General features: G+C 56.3%; 18 protein-coding genes. 12 read left to right on the plus strand and 6 right to left on the minus strand.

Going from position 1 to position 16,641, the window contains the following annotated elements; genetic code table 11:
• Nucleotides 1-48: 48 nt before the first annotated feature.
• Nucleotides 49-1,053 (minus strand): M20 family metallo-hydrolase, encoded by a 1,005-nt coding sequence (locus tag F6X24_RS17050; RefSeq protein WP_229725194.1) that lies wholly within the window; start codon nucleotides 1,051-1,053, stop codon nucleotides 49-51.
• A gap of 50 nt (nucleotides 1,054-1,103) precedes the next feature.
• Nucleotides 1,104-1,889: an acetylglutamate kinase gene (argB, locus tag F6X24_RS17055; protein WP_151089152.1), complete on the minus strand. Its 786-nt coding sequence runs from the start codon at nucleotides 1,887-1,889 to the stop codon at nucleotides 1,104-1,106.
• 395 nt (nucleotides 1,890-2,284) lie between these two features.
• On the opposite strand from argB, the gene F6X24_RS17060 reads away from it, so the two are divergent.
• From F6X24_RS17060 to F6X24_RS17110, 11 genes are all read left to right on the plus strand, one after another.
• Complete coding sequence (locus tag F6X24_RS17060; protein ID WP_151089153.1) at nucleotides 2,285-2,872, plus strand: GNAT family N-acetyltransferase; 588 nt, start codon at nucleotides 2,285-2,287, stop codon at nucleotides 2,870-2,872.
• Nucleotides 2,872-4,056: an argininosuccinate synthase gene (gene argG, locus F6X24_RS17065; RefSeq protein WP_151089154.1), complete on the plus strand. Its 1,185-nt coding sequence runs from the start codon at nucleotides 2,872-2,874 to the stop codon at nucleotides 4,054-4,056. The genes F6X24_RS17060 and argG overlap by 1 nt, the downstream gene beginning before the upstream one ends.
• A gap of 156 nt (nucleotides 4,057-4,212) precedes the next feature.
• A complete protein-coding gene (argC, locus tag F6X24_RS17070) occupies nucleotides 4,213-5,199 on the plus strand; it encodes an N-acetyl-gamma-glutamyl-phosphate reductase (protein ID WP_151089155.1) in 987 nt (328 codons plus the stop codon).
• A 72-nt stretch (nucleotides 5,200-5,271) separates the two neighbouring features.
• Nucleotides 5,272-5,766 carry an HNH endonuclease gene (locus tag F6X24_RS17075; protein WP_151089156.1) on the plus strand — a complete coding sequence of 165 codons (495 nt, stop codon included), beginning with the start codon at nucleotides 5,272-5,274 and terminating at the stop codon, nucleotides 5,764-5,766.
• 25 nt (nucleotides 5,767-5,791) lie between these two features.
• On the plus strand, nucleotides 5,792-6,955 hold the full coding sequence (locus tag F6X24_RS17080; RefSeq protein ID WP_151089157.1) for an aspartate aminotransferase family protein: 1,164 nt from the start codon (nucleotides 5,792-5,794) through the stop codon (nucleotides 6,953-6,955).
• A 166-nt stretch (nucleotides 6,956-7,121) separates the two neighbouring features.
• Nucleotides 7,122-8,219, plus strand: coding sequence for a glutamine-hydrolyzing carbamoyl-phosphate synthase small subunit (gene carA, locus F6X24_RS17085; protein ID WP_151089158.1), 1,098 nt, complete (start codon nucleotides 7,122-7,124; stop codon nucleotides 8,217-8,219).
• 107 nt (nucleotides 8,220-8,326) lie between these two features.
• Nucleotides 8,327-8,722 carry an Imm50 family immunity protein gene (locus F6X24_RS19500; RefSeq protein ID WP_191906369.1) on the plus strand — a complete coding sequence of 132 codons (396 nt, stop codon included), beginning with the start codon at nucleotides 8,327-8,329 and terminating at the stop codon, nucleotides 8,720-8,722.
• Nucleotides 8,723-8,796: 74 nt separating this feature from the next.
• Nucleotides 8,797-9,087, plus strand: a complete 291-nt coding sequence (locus F6X24_RS17095; RefSeq protein WP_151089160.1) for a GIY-YIG nuclease family protein — start codon at nucleotides 8,797-8,799, stop codon at nucleotides 9,085-9,087.
• Between the two features lie 132 nt (nucleotides 9,088-9,219).
• Complete coding sequence (gene carB, locus F6X24_RS17100) at nucleotides 9,220-12,447, plus strand: carbamoyl-phosphate synthase (glutamine-hydrolyzing) large subunit (RefSeq protein WP_151089161.1); 3,228 nt, start codon at nucleotides 9,220-9,222, stop codon at nucleotides 12,445-12,447.
• Nucleotides 12,448-12,526: 79 nt separating this feature from the next.
• Nucleotides 12,527-12,856: a type II toxin-antitoxin system HigB family toxin gene (locus F6X24_RS17105; RefSeq protein WP_151089162.1), complete on the plus strand. Its 330-nt coding sequence runs from the start codon at nucleotides 12,527-12,529 to the stop codon at nucleotides 12,854-12,856.
• An 8-nt stretch (nucleotides 12,857-12,864) separates the two neighbouring features.
• Nucleotides 12,865-13,314, plus strand: coding sequence for a helix-turn-helix domain-containing protein (locus F6X24_RS17110; protein ID WP_151089163.1), 450 nt, complete (start codon nucleotides 12,865-12,867; stop codon nucleotides 13,312-13,314).
• A 656-nt stretch (nucleotides 13,315-13,970) separates the two neighbouring features.
• Here F6X24_RS17110 and F6X24_RS19230 read toward each other — a convergent pair.
• The 4 genes from F6X24_RS19230 to F6X24_RS17120 form a co-directional block, all read right to left on the minus strand.
• Nucleotides 13,971-14,282, minus strand: a complete 312-nt coding sequence (locus tag F6X24_RS19230; RefSeq protein ID WP_229725196.1) for a hypothetical protein — start codon at nucleotides 14,280-14,282, stop codon at nucleotides 13,971-13,973.
• Nucleotides 14,270-14,557: a hypothetical protein gene (locus F6X24_RS19235; RefSeq protein ID WP_229725198.1), complete on the minus strand. Its 288-nt coding sequence runs from the start codon at nucleotides 14,555-14,557 to the stop codon at nucleotides 14,270-14,272. The genes F6X24_RS19230 and F6X24_RS19235 overlap by 13 nt, the downstream gene beginning before the upstream one ends.
• Before the next feature lie 5 nt (nucleotides 14,558-14,562).
• Nucleotides 14,563-14,706 carry a hypothetical protein gene (locus F6X24_RS19030; protein ID WP_191906370.1) on the minus strand — a complete coding sequence of 48 codons (144 nt, stop codon included), beginning with the start codon at nucleotides 14,704-14,706 and terminating at the stop codon, nucleotides 14,563-14,565.
• A gap of 85 nt (nucleotides 14,707-14,791) precedes the next feature.
• A complete protein-coding gene (locus F6X24_RS17120) occupies nucleotides 14,792-15,499 on the minus strand; it encodes a Uma2 family endonuclease (protein WP_191906371.1) in 708 nt (235 codons plus the stop codon).
• 154 nt (nucleotides 15,500-15,653) lie between these two features.
• On the opposite strand from F6X24_RS17120, the gene F6X24_RS17125 reads away from it, so the two are divergent.
• Entirely contained in the window at nucleotides 15,654-16,598 is a 945-nt protein-coding gene (locus F6X24_RS17125; protein WP_151089165.1) for a Rossmann-fold NAD(P)-binding domain-containing protein, read from the plus strand.
• Nucleotides 16,599-16,641 lie beyond the last annotated feature (43 nt).

Raw genomic sequence — 16,641 nt, forward strand, 5'->3', positions numbered from 1 at the left:
CTAAAACAGACCTTGTGCGACCTGTTTTAACCTTGCGAAACCTTGCGCTTAAATTGTAAAGTCAGTCAGCAATTCAATATAATCCGCAATTCCATCGCGAATTTCACTGAGTAAAATATACTCATCCGGCGCGTGCGAGCGGGCGCTATCGCCCGGCCCCATTTTCAGCGTTGTAAAGCGCATGAGCGCCTGGTCGGAGAGTGTGGGCGAGCCGTAGGTAGTTTTGCCCATCGCCACGGCTTTGCGCACAAGCGGGTGCGTCAACGGGATTCCCGACGACTGCAAATGCGTGGAGCGTGGCGTGATTTCGGCCTGCACGTGCGCCCGCACGGTATTGAGAATCTCTTCGTTCGAGTAATATTCAATAGTTCGAATATCTACCACGTAGCGGCATTCGTCGGGCACCACGTTGTGCTGCGTGCCGGCCGAAATTTGGGTCACGGTCATTTTCACCGGTCCCAGCAGCTCCGACACCTGCGGAAACTGGTAGCTGCGCAGCCAGGAAATATCGCCCAGCGCTTTATACAGCGCGTTTTCGCCCTCATTGCGGGCCGCGTGACCAGTGCGGCCCCGCGCCACCCCGTCAAGCACGAGCAAGCCCTTTTCGGCCACGGCGGCGTTCATGCCGGTGGGCTCGCCCACGATGCCGAGGTCGATTTTTCCTAATTCCGGCAGAATACTTTTAATGCCGTTGGCGCCCGAAATTTCCTCTTCGGCCGTAATGGCGCAAATTAAATTAAACGCCGTGGGCAGGCTGTAGAAATAGCGAAAGGTAGCCAGCAGGCTGACGGCCGACGCCCCGGCATCATTGCTGCCCAGGCCAATTAATTTATCGCCTTCCCGCGTCGCGCCAAAGGGCGGGTACGTCCAGCCCGCGCCCGGCTTCACCGTGTCGTGGTGCGAATTGAGCAGAATAGTGGGTTTCTGCGGGTCGAATTTCGGCTGCGCGGCCCACACATTATGGCCCCGCCGCTGCGTGGGAATACCACGCTGGTTCAGGAATTCCTCCAGAATAGCGGCCGTATCAGCCTCCTCGCGGGAGAACGACTGCATTTGAATTAATTGGCTTAATAACTCAACCGCCTCGTCACTTAGCTGAGTAATTAATTCAGACATACTACCGTGTGCAAATCGTCCTTAATATTCAGCGCGTGGCCGATAATTACTTTTGTCACGCCCTGATGCAGCGCGGCGAAGGCATTTTCCAGCTTCGGCACCATACCATCAGCAATAACTCCCTGCTCTTTCAAAGCCGCGTAGCTAGTGAAATTAATTTTCGGAATTACCGAATTAGCATCGCTCACGTCGCGCAGCACGCCGTTTTTCTCGAAGCAGTAGTGCAGCGTTACCGAATAAAAATCGGCCAGCGCCACGGCCACGGCCGAGGCAATAGTGTCGGCGTTGGTATTTAATAATTGTCCGTGGCCGTCGTGAATAATCGGACACAGCACCGGCGTGATACCCGCAGTAAGTAATTGCTGCAACAGCCCGGCATTGACGCTGGCCGGCGTCAGGTCGCCCACGAAGCCGTAGTCAATATCCTTCACCGGGCGCCTCGTGCCTTGAATTACGTTGCCGTCGGCGCCGCTCAAACCCAGCGCGTTCACGCCTAATCGCTGCAATTCGGCCACGACTTGCTTGTTGGTTTTGCCGGCGTAAAACATGACCACGATATCGAGCGTGGCGGCATCCGTGACGCGGCGGCCGTTGATGAGCTGCGGCGTGAGGCCCAGCTCGCGCAGCATGGTGCTGGCGCCTTTGCCGCCGCCGTGCACCAGAATTTTAGGGCCGCCAGCCTGGGCCAGTAATTGCAGGAATTTGGTTAGCTCGGCGGCATTATCAATGATACCTCCGCCAATTTTATAAATAGTTATCTCTGTTTTGTTCATAATTACTTAATCGCCGCCCCGGCCCCGCCAACAAAAAAAACTGCTCAGCCTATTGCGGACAAAAGTAGGAACTTTTACCTTTGCGGCTCAATATATGGCCGCTGGCTTGCCATCTCCCGGCTGCTTTACTGCAATGACATTCCTGGTTCGCACCAATCTTTTGCTTTCTACGCCTGCCCAACCGGGCAGGGAAAGCGTGCGTACGGTGGCTTGCTCGTTGCTGCGACGACCCTAGCCGGCTTCAACTGCCGGGTGCTGGCTGCGAGCCAGCTTTGCTAAGCCACCGATAACGAGCTTGGCCACTTACCGATAGATTTCGGGTTTTCTGCCGCCTCACTCGCTTCCGCGAGGGCCGGTAAACTGCGTTTCTTTCTTAGGTCTTTCCTTATTTAATAATGACAATACGGGTTGCGACGGCAGCAGACGCGCAGTATGCGGATTTGCTGTGTCACTGGTACATCGAATCGGCCAAGCAGCGGGGCACGGGCATCGCGAAGCGCGACCCTGAGTACGTGCGCGAAAAAATGCGCCAGGGAAATTCCGTTATCGCCTTCATTGACGGCGAGCTGGCGGGCTTCTGCTACATCGAAACCTTCGAGAGCGGCAAGTTTGTGGCCAACTCGGGCCTCGTAGTGAACACCGAGCTGCGCAAGCACGGCCTGGGCCGCGCCATCAAGCGCGAGGTGTTCCGGCTCTCGCGCCGCAAATATCCGGATGCCAAGATATTTGGCATCACGACCAGCCTGGCCGTGATGAAAATCAACAGCGACCTGGGCTATAAGCCGGTGACGTTCTCGGAGCTGACGACCAGCGAGGATTTCTGGAAAGGCTGCAAGAGCTGCAAAAACTTCGGTATCCTGACCGAGAACGAGCGCAAAATGTGCCTCTGCACGGGCATGGTCTTCGACGATGTCACGGCCCCGCTGCCCGCTTCGGAAACCGAGACGGAAACTCCTTCTTCGACTTCTACACTTTCTGAATAATGAAAAAAAAGGCAATTGTAGCGTACAGTGGCGGCCTCGATACGTCGTACTGCGTGGTGAACCTCTCGCGGGAGCACGACCTGGAAATCCATACCGTTATCGTGAACTCGGGCGGCTTTTCGACCGAGGAGCTGGCCGCCATTGAGAAGCGTGCCTACGAGCTGGGCTCGGTGAAGCACGAGGTCATCGACATTACCGAGCGCTATTACCACGACTGCCTGCGCTACCTGCTGTTTGGCAACGTGCTGAAGAACGACACCTACCCGCTGAGCGTGAGCGCCGAGCGCATGTTTCAGGCGCTGGCCATTGCCGAATACGCCAAGCGCGAAAACGCTGAATATATTGTGCACGGCAGCACCGGCGCCGGCAACGACCAGGTGCGCTTCGACGTGGCCTTCGCGGTGATTGCGCCGGACGTGGAAATCATTACGCCCATCCGCGACCAGAAGCTCTCGCGCCAGCAGGAAATCCAGTACCTGCAAGACCAGGGCTTCGAGATGAGCTGGGAAAAGGCCAAATACTCCATCAACCGGGGCATCTGGGGCACCAGCGTAGGCGGCGTCGAAACGCTGACCTCGCGCCAGGCCCTGCCCGAGAGCGCCTACCCTACCCAGCTTTCCCAGACCAAGCCCAGTCAGCTGGAAATCACTTTTGAAAAAGGCGAGCCGGTGGCGCTGAACGGCCAGCGCATGTATGCCGTGTCGCTCATTCAGCAGGTAAACGACATCGCCGGCGCCTACGCCATCGGCCGCGATACGCACGTGGGCGATACTATTCTGGGCATCAAGGGCCGCGTGGGCTTTGAGGCGCCGGCGGCGCTGCTGCTCATCAAGGCGCACCACTTGCTGGAAAAGCACACGCTCTCGCGCTGGCAGCAATTGCACAAGGAGCCGGTGGCGACCTGGTACGGTACGCTGCTGCACGAAGCGCAGTATCTCGACCCGGTAATGCGCGACTTTGAGGCATTCCTCGTTTCATCGCAGGAGCGCGTGACGGGCACGGTATTCGTGGAACTGCGACCTTACTACTTTGAGCTGCTGGGCATTGAGTCGAAGTACGACATGATGCAGTCGAAGGTGGCGACTTATGGCGAGGAGAACAACGCCTGGGATTCGCGCGATGCGCGCGGATTTATTAAGATTTTCGGAAATCAGCTGAAGATTCACGCTTCGCTGCAGGACTAGCCTGACGTGGCGCCTCACCCCTAGCTCCTCTCCGAAAAGGAGAGGGGGACTAGTTTTAGTCTTAGTTTTTAGCTTTAGTTTTTGCGTTTGCGCTACCTCGGCTCCCCCTCTCCTTTTCGGAGAGGGGGCCGGGGGGTGAGGCGCCACGTTAGCTCAATGAATAAATCAATCACTGCCGGTATTGTGGGCGGCGCTGGCTACACGGCCGGCGAGCTGCTGCGCCTGCTGCTGCACCACCCCCACACCGAAATCGGCGCGGTAGTTAGCTCCACGCAAGCCGGGCAGCCTGTGCATAGCGTACACGACGACCTGCTGGGCGACACCGACCTCACTTTCGCCAGCGAGCTGCGCGGCGATGAAGACGTGGTTTTCCTGTGCCTCGGCCACGGCCACTCGCGCAAGTGGCTGCTCGAAGCCAACCTACCCGCTAGCACCAAAGTCATTGACCTGAGCAATGATTTTCGCCTGGCGGCCGACCGCGACGTAGCCGGCCGGCACTTTGTGTACGGCCTGCCGGAACTGAACCGCGAGCAGATTCGCACCGCCAACAGTATTGCTAATCCGGGCTGCTTTGCCTCGGCCATTCAACTGGCGCTGCTGCCGCTGGCCGCCGCCGGGCAGCTGCACGATGCCGTGCATGTCTCGGCCATTACGGGCAGTACCGGCGCGGGCCGGGGCCTCGTTGAAACGACGGGCTACACCTGGCGCACCGGCAATATCTCGACCTATAAAACCTTTACGCACCAGCACTTGGGCGAGATTGGCGAAACGCTGGTGGGCTTGCAGCCGGGCTTTGCTAAACCGGTACGTTTCATTCCCTACCGGGGCAATTTCACGCGGGGCATCTTCGCTTCGGTTTATACTACCTGTGAACTTTTAATACCAAAAGTACAAAATTTGTACACCGACTACTACCGCGATGCGCCATTTACGATAGTTTCGGAGAAGGAAATTCACCTCAAGCAAGTGGTGAACACCAATAAATGCCTGCTGCACGTGACCAAGCACGACGACCAGGTGCTCATTACCTCCGCGCTGGACAACCTGCTGAAAGGCGCATCGGGGCAGGCTATTCAGAATATGAACTTGCTGTTTGGCTTGGAGGAAACGGCGGGGTTAGGAATTAAGGCTTCGTTTTTTTAGATGTATAACGTCAGCAATAAGAATGCTGAACTTGCCGAATAATGTCATTCGGTTTACTCAACTGCTACAGTCATGCTTAAAACAAGAGAGTACTTTAATCTTGATGGAGAGCAAGCGACTCGCATTGATGAGTATGCTTATGCTATTACAGAATCGGGTCGTATCTGGAAATTCTGGAATAAGGAGCCCGGTAAGGAGCAGGAGGATAAAGTGACATCAAAATTATTTAAAAACGGTAAAAACTACGTATTAAGACCAGGATTCTATAGCCCTAGAGTACCTGATTATGGTTACGTTAATATTGAGCTTCGAGGCGACTCTAAATTAAGGTCTGACCTAAAGCCCTGGCATACTGGGGCACAGAAGTTTATACGAAATATTAAAAGAGTGCTGCTACATGTTTTAGTAGCTCAACACTTTATTCCAAATCCTGACGAGCATAAGTTTGTTGAGCATATTGATGGAATTAAAACAAACAACCATTACTCTAATCTGCGCTGGATAGCTGAAGACCCAATCAACTTCGGCTATTATACAGAAAGAAACGAAGGCGCTTCATTAGATTAAAAAGCTTATTTACAGAACTCTCAATATGAACCTATTCGACGTTTATCCGCTGGTAGACATCACGCCGGTGCGGGCGCTCGGCGCGACGCTTTGGGACGAGAACGGCCAGCAATACCTGGATTTTTACGGCGGCCATGCCGTGATTTCCATCGGCCACAGCCACCCGCACTACGTGCGGCGCGTGCAGGAGCAGGTGGCCAAAATTGGCTTCTACTCCAACTCGGTACGCATCCCCATTCAGCAGGAGCTAGCCACGAAGCTGGGCAACTTGTCGGGCTACCCCGACTACACGCTGTTTCTGTGCAACTCGGGAGCCGAGGCCAATGAGAATGCGCTGAAACTGGCGTCGTTTCACACCGGCAAAAACCACGTTATTGCCTTCAAAGGCGCGTTTCACGGCCGCACCTCGGGCGCGGTAGCCGCCACCGATAACCCCAAAATCGTGGCGCCTTTCAACGCGGGCCACGGCGTGAGCTTCGTGCCCTACGACCTCGCGGCCGTGGCGCAGGTGATGCAGGCGCAGCCGGTGTGCGCCGTCATTATCGAGCCGATTCAGGGGGTAGGCGGCGTGGTGCTGCCGACCGACGAGTTTTTGCAGGGGCTGGCGGCGCTGTGCGCGCAACACGGCGTAGTGCTCATTGCCGACGAGGTGCAGAGCGGCTACGGCCGCAGCGGTGAGTTTTTCGCGCACCAGCACGCGGGTATTCGGCCGGGTATCATCACTACAGCCAAGGGCATGGGCAACGGTTTCCCGATTGGCGGCGTGCTGATTTCGCCGGAGTTTAAGGCGTCCTATGGCTTGCTGGGCACTACGTTTGGCGGCAACCACCTGGCTTGCGCGGCGGGCCTGGCGGTGCTCGAAGTACTGGAGCAGGAAAACCTGGTGGCGCATGCGGCCGAGTTGGGCGCGTATCTCATGCAGGAGCTGCGCACCCACAGCCAGGCCACGGTAGTGCGCGGGCGCGGGCTGATGATAGGCGTGAAATACGACTTCCCTATCAAGGAAATCCGCGATAAGCTACTATTTGAGCATCACATTTTTGTGGGTAATGCCAGCGACCCGAACGTGCTGCGCTTATTGCCGCCGCTGAACATCACGAAGGCCGAAGCTGACCTATTTTTGCAGGCGCTTTACGCACTGGAACCGGCTAAGGTGCCGGTTGATACCACAGTAGTAGAGCAGGATTAAGACCCATCTATCATGCTGAGCTTGCGAAGCATCTTACTGCGCCAGAACAAGTTGTTCGAGCCTAAGGTAAGATATTTCGCAAGCTCAACGTGTGCAAAAGCCTTTGTGAATTAATCGATTAGCGACCAACGGAGCACTCCTCCACTTTACACATAACTCAACAAGCGTGGAAAATACGAAGCCGGTAAAACTGGTATTAGCCGATGGCACTGAGCTGGAAGGCAAGTCGTTTGGGGCCTACACGGCGTCGGCGGGCGAGGTAGTGTTCAGCACGGCCATGACGGGCTACCCTGAAAACCTGACCGACCCCTCCTTCCGGGGCCAGATTCTGGTGCTGACCTATCCGATGGTGGGCAACTACGGCGTGCCGATGGAGCAGATTGAGCAGGATATTTCGAGCGCCCTCGAATCGAGCCAGGTGCACATCGCGGGCCTCGTAGTGTCGTATTATTCGGAAGAGTACAACCACTGGAACGCCTCGCAAAGCCTGAGCGCGTGGCTGGCCGCCCACAATATTCCCGGCATCTACGACGTAGATACCCGCATGCTCACCAAGAAGCTGCGCGAAGAAGGCGCCATGCTCGGCAAAATCGTGACGCCCGACCACGACGTGCCGCTGCACGACCCCAACGAGGACAACCTCGTGGCCCAGGTGAGCGTGGACGGCGTGAAGCGCTACGGCAGCGGCAAGCACAAAATCGTGCTGGTCGATTGCGGCGTGAAAAACAACATCATCCGCTGCCTGCTGGAGCGCGACGTGGAGCTAACCCGCGTGCCCTGGGACTACGATTTCAACCAGCTCGACTACGACGGCCTGTTCCTGAGCAACGGCCCCGGCGACCCCACGATGTGTGAGAAAACCATAGCCCACCTGCGCACCGCGCTGGCCGGCGACAAGCCAATTTTTGGCATCTGCCTGGGCATTCAGCTCATGGGCCTGGCCTGCGGCGGCAGCACTTACAAGCTGAAATACGGCCACCGTAGCCACAACCAGCCCGTGCGTCAGCTCGGCACCAACAAGTGCTACGTGACCTCGCAAAACCACGGCTTCGCAGTGGACATGAAGAACCTGCCCGCCGAGTGGGAAGGCCTCTTCGAGAACCTGAACGACGGCACCTGCGAGGGCATCCGCCACAAAACCAAGCCGTTCTTCGCGGTGCAGTTTCACCCCGAAGCCGCCGGCGGGCCAGTGGACACGGAGTATCTATTTGACGACTTTTTGGCTTCGGTGGAGAAGTATAAGGCGGAGCAGGCGACTGTATAAATACGTTCGTCATGCTGAGCGGAGCGCAGCGAAGTCGAAGCATCTCTACTGCTTCGTTGAACTACTCTAATCGGACACCAACGCTAAACCTGATAAGTACTACTTCGATGTGGATTGAGCACGTTCTGAATCCCAAAACTATAACGAGTATTTACTCAACCGAGCCTCCTTCGTTAGAGCAAGTGCAGTTATACGAGTTGTCTATTACATGTGGCGGCACCCTACAATGTAAGCTTCATTTTAATTTGAAGGATTTTCCTACCGATGCTCCAATCAAATGGGTACAGCGAAAATGTAATACCGTTCAACTGAGTCTAAACCTGATTCAGACTGAGCTAATTCAGTGTAATATTCCTAGCGGAAGCGGTATTGGAGACCTGGGTATCATTTACGATGGAACACGCTTTCATATAACGTTTAGTACCCAGTCCGAAGGAGTAGTTTTTCAAGCAACGGCTACTTGGATACATGTCGATAATATATTAGGTTATCAAAAAGAATAAGCTTAATTGACCACAATGACTTGCGTGGTAGAGATGCTTCGACAAGCTCAGCATGACGTTTCAAATCAACCCGCATGTACGTCTATATCTTAACCAATCCGACCAAAACCACGCTATACGTCGGCGTTACCAGCGACCTCAATCGGCGGCTCTACGAGCATAGCAGCGGACGCGGTGACGCTAGCAAATTCAGCGGAAAGTATCAGACGGATTTGTTAATGTATTTCGAAATATGCCCTGACGCAACGCAAGCCATAGCGCGAGAAAAGCAATTGAAAGGCTGGACACGACGTAAGAAAGACGCGCTGATTAATGCATTTAATCCCGCTTGGGAAGCAATTGATTTAGAGAATTGGGCAGGTTGAAAGCAACGAAGCGGTAGAGATGCTTCGACTTCGCTGCGCTCCGCTCAGCATGACGATGCGGGGCTACTTTGCTACGATATTATTAAATTTTCACATTCGCTTCCTTCTCAAACAGAAGGCTTTAAGCAACCAATGAAAGACATCAAGAAAGTACTGGTTCTCGGCTCGGGCGCTCTGAAAATCGGCGAGGCGGGCGAATTTGATTATTCCGGTTCGCAGGCGCTGAAGGCGCTGAAGGAAGAAGGCATTACGACCATCCTGATTAACCCCAATATTGCCACCGTGCAGACGTCGGACAATATTGCCGACGATGTGTATTTTCTGCCCGTCACGCCGTACTTCGTCGAGGAGGTCATTAAGAAGGAAAAACCCGACGGCATTCTGGTGGCGTTCGGGGGGCAAACGGCGCTGAACTGCGCGGTGCAGCTCTACCGGAATGATATTTTTGAGAAGTACAATGTGCGCGTGCTCGGCACGCCGGTACAGTCGATTATTGACACCGAAGACCGGGATATTTTCATTGACAAGCTCAATGAAATCGACGTAAAAACGGCCCGTAGTCGGGCCGTTACCACGATGGACGACGCCATCGCGGCGGGCCTGGAAATCGGCTTTCCATTGATTATTCGGGCGGCGTTTGCGCTGGGTGGCCTGGGCAGCGGCTTTGCCGATAACGAGGACGAGCTGCGGGCGCTGGCCGAGCGGGCGTTTGCGACTTCGAGCCAGATTCTGGTGGAAGAATCGCTCAAGGGTTGGAAGGAAGTGGAGTACGAAGTGGTGCGCGACTGCTATGATAACTGCATCACGGTCTGCAACATGGAGAACTTCGACCCTATCGGCATTCACACCGGGGAGAGCATCGTGGTGGCCCCGTCGCAGACGCTAAGCAACCGCGAGTACCACAAGCTGCGCCAGATTGGCATCAAGACCATTCGGCACCTGGGCATCGTGGGCGAGTGCAACATTCAGTACGCGCTTGACCCCGTGTCGGAGGATTACCGCGTGATTGAGGTGAATGCGCGCTTGTCGCGCTCGTCGGCGCTGGCCTCGAAGGCGACGGGCTACCCGCTGGCGTTTGTGGCGGCTAAGCTGGCGCTGGGCTACGGGCTGTTTGAGGTAAAAAACAGCGTGACGCAGACCACTTCGGCGCTGTTTGAGCCGGCGCTCGACTACGTGGTGGTAAAGCTGCCGCGCTGGGACCTGGGCAAATTTGACGGCGTGACCCGGCAGATTGGCTCCAGCATGAAGAGCGTGGGTGAAGTCATGGCCATCGGCCGCTCGTTTGAGGAAGCCATTCAGAAGGGCCTGCGGATGCTGGACACCGGCCGCCGCGGCTTTGTGGCCAACCGGCCCGAGGCACCCGTGACCAATGCCCAGGTAGACAAGCTGCTGAGCGACCCGAATGAGGAGCGTATTTTCGCTATCAACCAGGCGTTTGAGCTAGGCTACACGGTGCAGCAAATCCATGATTTGACAAAAATCGACCTGTGGTTTTTGCAGCGCCTGAGTACCATTTTTGAGATGGGCCAGCGCCTCCTACCCCTCGGCGACGGCACCGCGCCCGAGAAGGCGCTACTGGCAGAAGCCAAGAAGCTGGGCTTCTCGGATATGCAGCTGGCCGCTAAATTCTACGGCGAAAACGACTTACGCACCAGTGAGCTGCGCGTGCGCAAGCACCGCAAGGAGCTGGGCATTTTGCCGGTGGTGAAGCAGATTGATACCCTAGCAGCGGAGTTTCCGGCCAAGACCAACTACCTCTACCTCACCTACCACGGCACCGAAAACGATTTGGAGCCGGAAACCCAGAAAGCGGTAGCTGTGCTGGGCTCGGGTGTGTACCGCATCGGCAGCAGCGTGGAGTTTGACTGGTGCGGTGTGAACGCCATTCAGACCGCCGCCGCCGAGGGCTACAAAACCATCGTTATCAACTACAACCCCGAAACCGTTTCGACCGACTACGACGTGAGCGACCGGTTATATTTCGAGGAGCTGAGCTTCGAGCGGGTGATGGATATCCTGGATTTTGAGCAGCCGGGCGGGGTCATTCTCTCCACGGGCGGCCAGATTCCGAACAACCTCGCCATGCGCCTGCACCAGGAAAACGTGCCGGTGCTGGGCACCTCGCCCGAGCGCATCGATGAAGCCGAAAACCGCCACAAGTTCTCGTCGATTATGGACGAGCTGGGCATTTCGCAGCCGCGCTGGAGCGAGCTTTCGACCCTCGAAGGCGTGTTTGACTTCGTGGGCAAGGTTGGCTTCCCGGTGCTCATCCGGCCGAGCTACGTGCTGTCGGGCGCCGCGATGAACGTGGTTTCCAACAACTACGAGCTGGAAACTTTCCTGAAGCTCGCCAAGGAGGTGAGCACCGAATACCCCGTAGTAGTGTCCGAGTTCATCGAGGAAGCCAAGGAAATCGAGCTGGACGCGGTGGCCGACCACGGCGAAATCGTGAGCTACGCCATATCCGAGCACGTCGAGTTTGCGGGCGTGCACTCGGGCGACGCCACCATGTACTACCCGCCCCAGAAGGTGTACGTGGAAACGGTGCGCCGCCTCAAGGCCATTGCCGAGAAAATTGCCAAGCGCTACGAAATCAGCGGGCCGTTCAACATCCAGTTTCTGGGTAAAAACAACGACCTGAAGGTTATCGAGTGTAACATCCGCGCCTCGCGCAGCTTCCCTTTCGTGTCGAAAGTATCGGGCAACAACCTGATTACCAAGGCTACGAAAATACTACTCGGCGTGCCCGTAGACCGCGACGCCAGCGAGCTGGTATACGACTCCAACTTTGTGGGCGTCAAGGCTTCGCAGTTCTCCTTCACCCGCCTGGCCGGCGCCGACCCGGTGCTGACTGTGGACATGTCCTCGACCGGCGAGGTCGGCTGCCTGGGCGATACTGCCGACGAGGCCCTGCTCAAGTCGATGCTGTCGGTAGGCTACCGCATCCCGCAAAAGTCGGTGCTGATTTCGGGCGGTCCCATCAATTCGAAAGTAACGCTGCTCCCCGTAGCGCAGCTGCTAGCCGAGCGCGGCTTCACGCTCTACGCCACGGAGGGCACGCATAAGTTCTTCGCTGACATGGGCCTAGCCTCCACCCTCGTCCACTGGCCCGACAGCCAGCAGCAACCCAACGTGCTCGACTACCTGCGGAACAAGGAAATCGAAATGGTCATCAACATCCCCAAAAACCTAACGAAGGGCGAGTTGGATAATGACTATAAGATTCGCCGCACGGCCGTCGATTTCAGCATCCCGCTGCTGACGAATGCACGGCTGGCGAGCGCGTTTATTACCGCATTCTGCGAGCTGGAAATGAGCGACTTGAAGATTAAGAGCTGGAACGAGTATAAGGGTCAGTAATAGTAGACAATGAATTGACTACCGGCAAGCCCGGAGTTCGCATTTTGCGAACTCCGGGCTTATCTTTGGTGTATCCGCTATGAAAGTTCACCTCATAAAACGCCAGACAGTGGAAGATTACGCGGCCCACCACGCTCGCGTTCGCTCCTTTACCTTGTGGCTAACGGCAGTAAAATATGCAGAGTGGAACACGCCAGCAGACATCCAGCAAACCTTTGGCTCGGCCGACTTACTGGGCAACGGCAGCAGCCGCGTCGTGTTCGACATCGGCGGCAACCACCACCGGCTTATTGCCCGCTACGTATTTGGTAAGCAGCAAGTCCACCTGTTTGTATGCTGGGTAGGTACCCACGCCGAGTACGATAAGCTTTGCGCCAAAGGTGAGCAGTACACCGTCAATCTATACTAAGCTCCGCCATGAAAATCCTGCCCTACACCCTTATCAAAACCGAGCAACAGTACCAACACTACTGCCGCGAACTGGAGGCCCTGCTCACCGAAGCCCCCACGGCCGCCGCGCAAGATGAGATAGACTTGCTCACGCTTCTCATCGAAACATGGGACGAAGCGCATTCCCACGTGCCGGCCGCCGACCCCATCGACCTGCTCCGTTCGCTCATGGCCGGGCAGCAATTGCAGGCTAAGGACCTGGCCAGCATCCTGGAAATCGGGCGGGGCACAGTTTCCGACCTGCTGAACCGCCGTCGGGGTATGTCGAAAGCAGTTATTCGGCGCTTAGCCAGTTACTTCCATGTATCGCAGGAAGCCTTCAATCGGCCCTACGAATTAGCGGTAACCGCCAAGCCGCTGCCTCGCAACGCAAAAGTTGTGCATCAGCGGCAGCAACCGGAAACTATAGTCGCCTAGCTACCTAGCTGTTAAACTCGCCGCACGGCCGTCGATTTCAGCATTCCGCTGCTGACGAATGCACGGCTGGCGAGCGCGTTTATTACCGCATTCTGCGAGCTGGAAATGAGCGACTTGAAGATTAAGAGCTGGAACGAGTATAAGGCAGGGTAGGTTCTTAGCTTAGCCTTGGAGCTAAAATTAGCCCTATGAACTTTTTAAACCGTCCGTTTTAGACTTTAATAAACGGGGCGTAACCGAAAAGCCTAAAGAGTAGGAAAATCACTACAATCATAAATACCAAAACTCCCACCGCTGACCGTCTGTTTTGCCCAGTGTGTCGCACACCTCTGCCGAGTCACTCATCTAAATGCGTTAATCCCAACTGTCCGACCAATAAGCCCCTTCGTGGGTAGAATCGTTACAAATAGGTAGCTGATTTTTTCTATTAAAACCCTACAGAAAACATTTTCTGTAGGGTTTTGTGCTTTTAAACCGTGCCGTATGCTTGTGCTATTCAGTATTTGATGCTCGTACTACCTTCGCCCTACCGCACGGTTATTACGCCTCGCCACACGGCTACCCCTGAAAAGGTGAAGCCTTCGGTGCGTAGGAATGCCGAGGGCTTCGAAGAAGTAGGTGGAGAGCACCTAAGTTCTCGGTCAGATGACAAATAGCTAAGGAAGCAGCCGCTCCAACGGCAGGAAGTAGCCCTTGATGCAGTCGAGGCTGCGGACGCAGATTTGGATGTGGTCTTTTTCGCGGAAGCCAGCGTTGGGGTACAGTTCTTTGCCTTCCCAGAATACGCCGCGCACCGAATCAAACGGGCGATTGTTGGCTTCCAGCACAGATTCGTGCAGCGTTTCAAGTACGGCGCAGTCCAACTCGCGCTGCAATAGGTCGGACGTATTGAAGTTGGTGGGCAAGGCTTCGCCACGAGCGGCGACGTTGGCTTGCAGCGTCAGGTAGCCCGATTTTACCAGTCGCAAATTGCGGTAGTCAAGCAGGTCCAGGCAGTATCCCAGGTCGAGGATGGCCCCAGCACGGCGGGCTGCCGGATGGTGCTGCCAGGGCAGCGGCTGAGTTGCTCAGCCCATTGCAGTGCCCGGCTAGGACTGTTATCCCAGAAGTAAATGCCGTTGCCCAGCCAGTCGTACTTGTTCGCACTGGCTTGCAATTCGGTTTCTCCGTTTACCACGGCTAGCGCGATGGCCTGGTCGGTGCCGTGGAAGCCCAGCACTAAGCCGGTTCGGACGCTATACATAAGTGCTAGTAGGGCGCGGCCATTTTCTCGTCATCAGTCAAGATACCAGCCCGAATGAGAAACGCAGTAGCCGAAGCCTTATCCTTCGACGTTTCGCGGCGCACTTGCGCCAGCTTTTCAAGTAGGTCGTCTATTTCACGGTCCGTCATGGCTGATTGCGTAAAGTGGCTATGCTAGTACGAATGCACAAGGTAATCAGGTTTGAATAAGTTGCTGCCAACTCGGCCCATACCGCTAGCGGCCAAAGTAGCGGTAGCTGCGGCGGCCCGGCACTGGATAGGCCAGCGGGTGGCAGGGTGCGGGGCCGGTGGGCTCTGCGCCCTGTTTTTTTAGCGGGTTACGCCAAGCGGCGCAACGGCCGCAAATCCAGCGAGAAGCCGGGCAAGGCGGGCTCGGCGCTGAGCGACTGCTCGAAGCTGCTGATTTCTTCGGGTTCCTGGCCGGCGCGGTAGAGGGTGGCGGTTTCGGTGCTGGGGTCGAGCAGGAAGCCGACTTCACGCCGTTGGCCAGGTAGGTTTCCATTTTGCGGCGCAGGGGGGCCAGCCCATCGGAGGGCGAGCGGACTTCGACCACGAAGGCGGGGCACATGGGCGGGAAGCGCAGGCGCTGGGCTTCGGGCAGAGCCTCGTAGGCAGCTTTGGCTACCCAGGAAGCATCAGGCGAACACACCGAGCCATCGGGCAGGGTAAAGCCGGCGGAGGACTCGAAGACGTAGCCGAGTTGGTGCCGACGATTCCAGAGCATTAGTTGGAAGACTACTTCACTTGACTTGCGGCTCGATTCAGTTCCGGCGGGGGGCATGAAGATGATTTCGTGGTCGGCGTTGCGCTCCAGGCGCAGGGTGGGGTTGTGCTGGCAGAGGTCGAAGAATTCTTCGTCCGTGAGCCGGGTTAGCTGCGGGCCGTGGATTGTTACCACATTATCGAGGTCGGCGAACGTCATGGCGAAAGAATTGGCAAGCGGGTTAGCCAAATATACGGTCGGGGGCTTGGTGGCGGCCTTATCTTCGCCGCTCCTTAAAAGTATGCGAGGGCCTTCGGCGGATGGGGCCGCTTTGGCGCTTTGCTTCGCGGACTGAAAGTCCGCGCTACTTCTCATGAAAAACTTCCTCTCCTTCGCCGATGCGGGCGACTATAAGGCGCTGCTCAATCAAGCCCTCGAAATTAAGAAAAACCCCTACGGCTACCAGCACGTGGGTAAGCACAAAACCGTGGGGCTGATATTTTTTAACCCCAGCCTGCGCACTCGCCTCAGCAGCCTGAAGGCTGCCTACAACCTGGGCGCGCAAGCCTGGGTGCTGAACGCCGGGACCGACTCCTGGACGCTGGAGATGGCCGATGGCGCCGTAATGAACGGCTCGACGCAGGAGCATATCAAGGACGCCATCGCGGTGATGAGCCAGTATTGCGACGTGCTGGGTGTGCGCACTTTCCCCACGCTCAAGGACAAGGCGGCCGACTACAGCGAGGAAGTACTGAGCAAGATTCTGCAGTACGCCACGGTGCCGGTTATCAGTCTGGAAAGCGCCACGCTGCACCCCTTGCAGTCGTTTGCCGACTTAATTACCGTGGCCGAGACCAAGCAAAAAGAGCGGGTGAAAGTGGTGCTGACCTGGGCCCCGCACGTGCGCGCCCTGCCCCAGTGCGTGCCTAACTCGTTCTGCGACTGGTTTTCGGAAATCGACTGGGTGGATTTTGTGATTACCCACCCGCCCGGCTACGAGCTGGACCCGAAATTCACGAAGGGCGCCACCATCGAGTACGACCAGCGCAAGGCCCTGGCCGGCGCCGACTACGTGCAGGCCAAAAACTGGAGCAGCTACCACGACTACGGCCAGGTGCTCAGCCACGACCCAAGCTGGATGCTCACGCCCGAGCACATGGGCCTGACCACCGACGCAAAATTCCTGCACTGCCTGCCCGTGCGCCGCAACGTGGAAGTGTCGGATGCCGTGCTCGATGCGCCGGGCTCGCTCATTATCCAGGAAGCCGGCAACCGGACATTTTCGATGCAAACTGTGCTACACGAGCTGCTGAAGTGAAGTTGTAAAACGGAGTAGCACGTCGTTTCTTCACTAAATATAT

Origin of the sequence: Hymenobacter baengnokdamensis (genome assembly GCF_008728635.1) — a bacterium.
Taxonomy (GTDB): domain Bacteria; phylum Bacteroidota; class Bacteroidia; order Cytophagales; family Hymenobacteraceae; genus Hymenobacter; species Hymenobacter baengnokdamensis.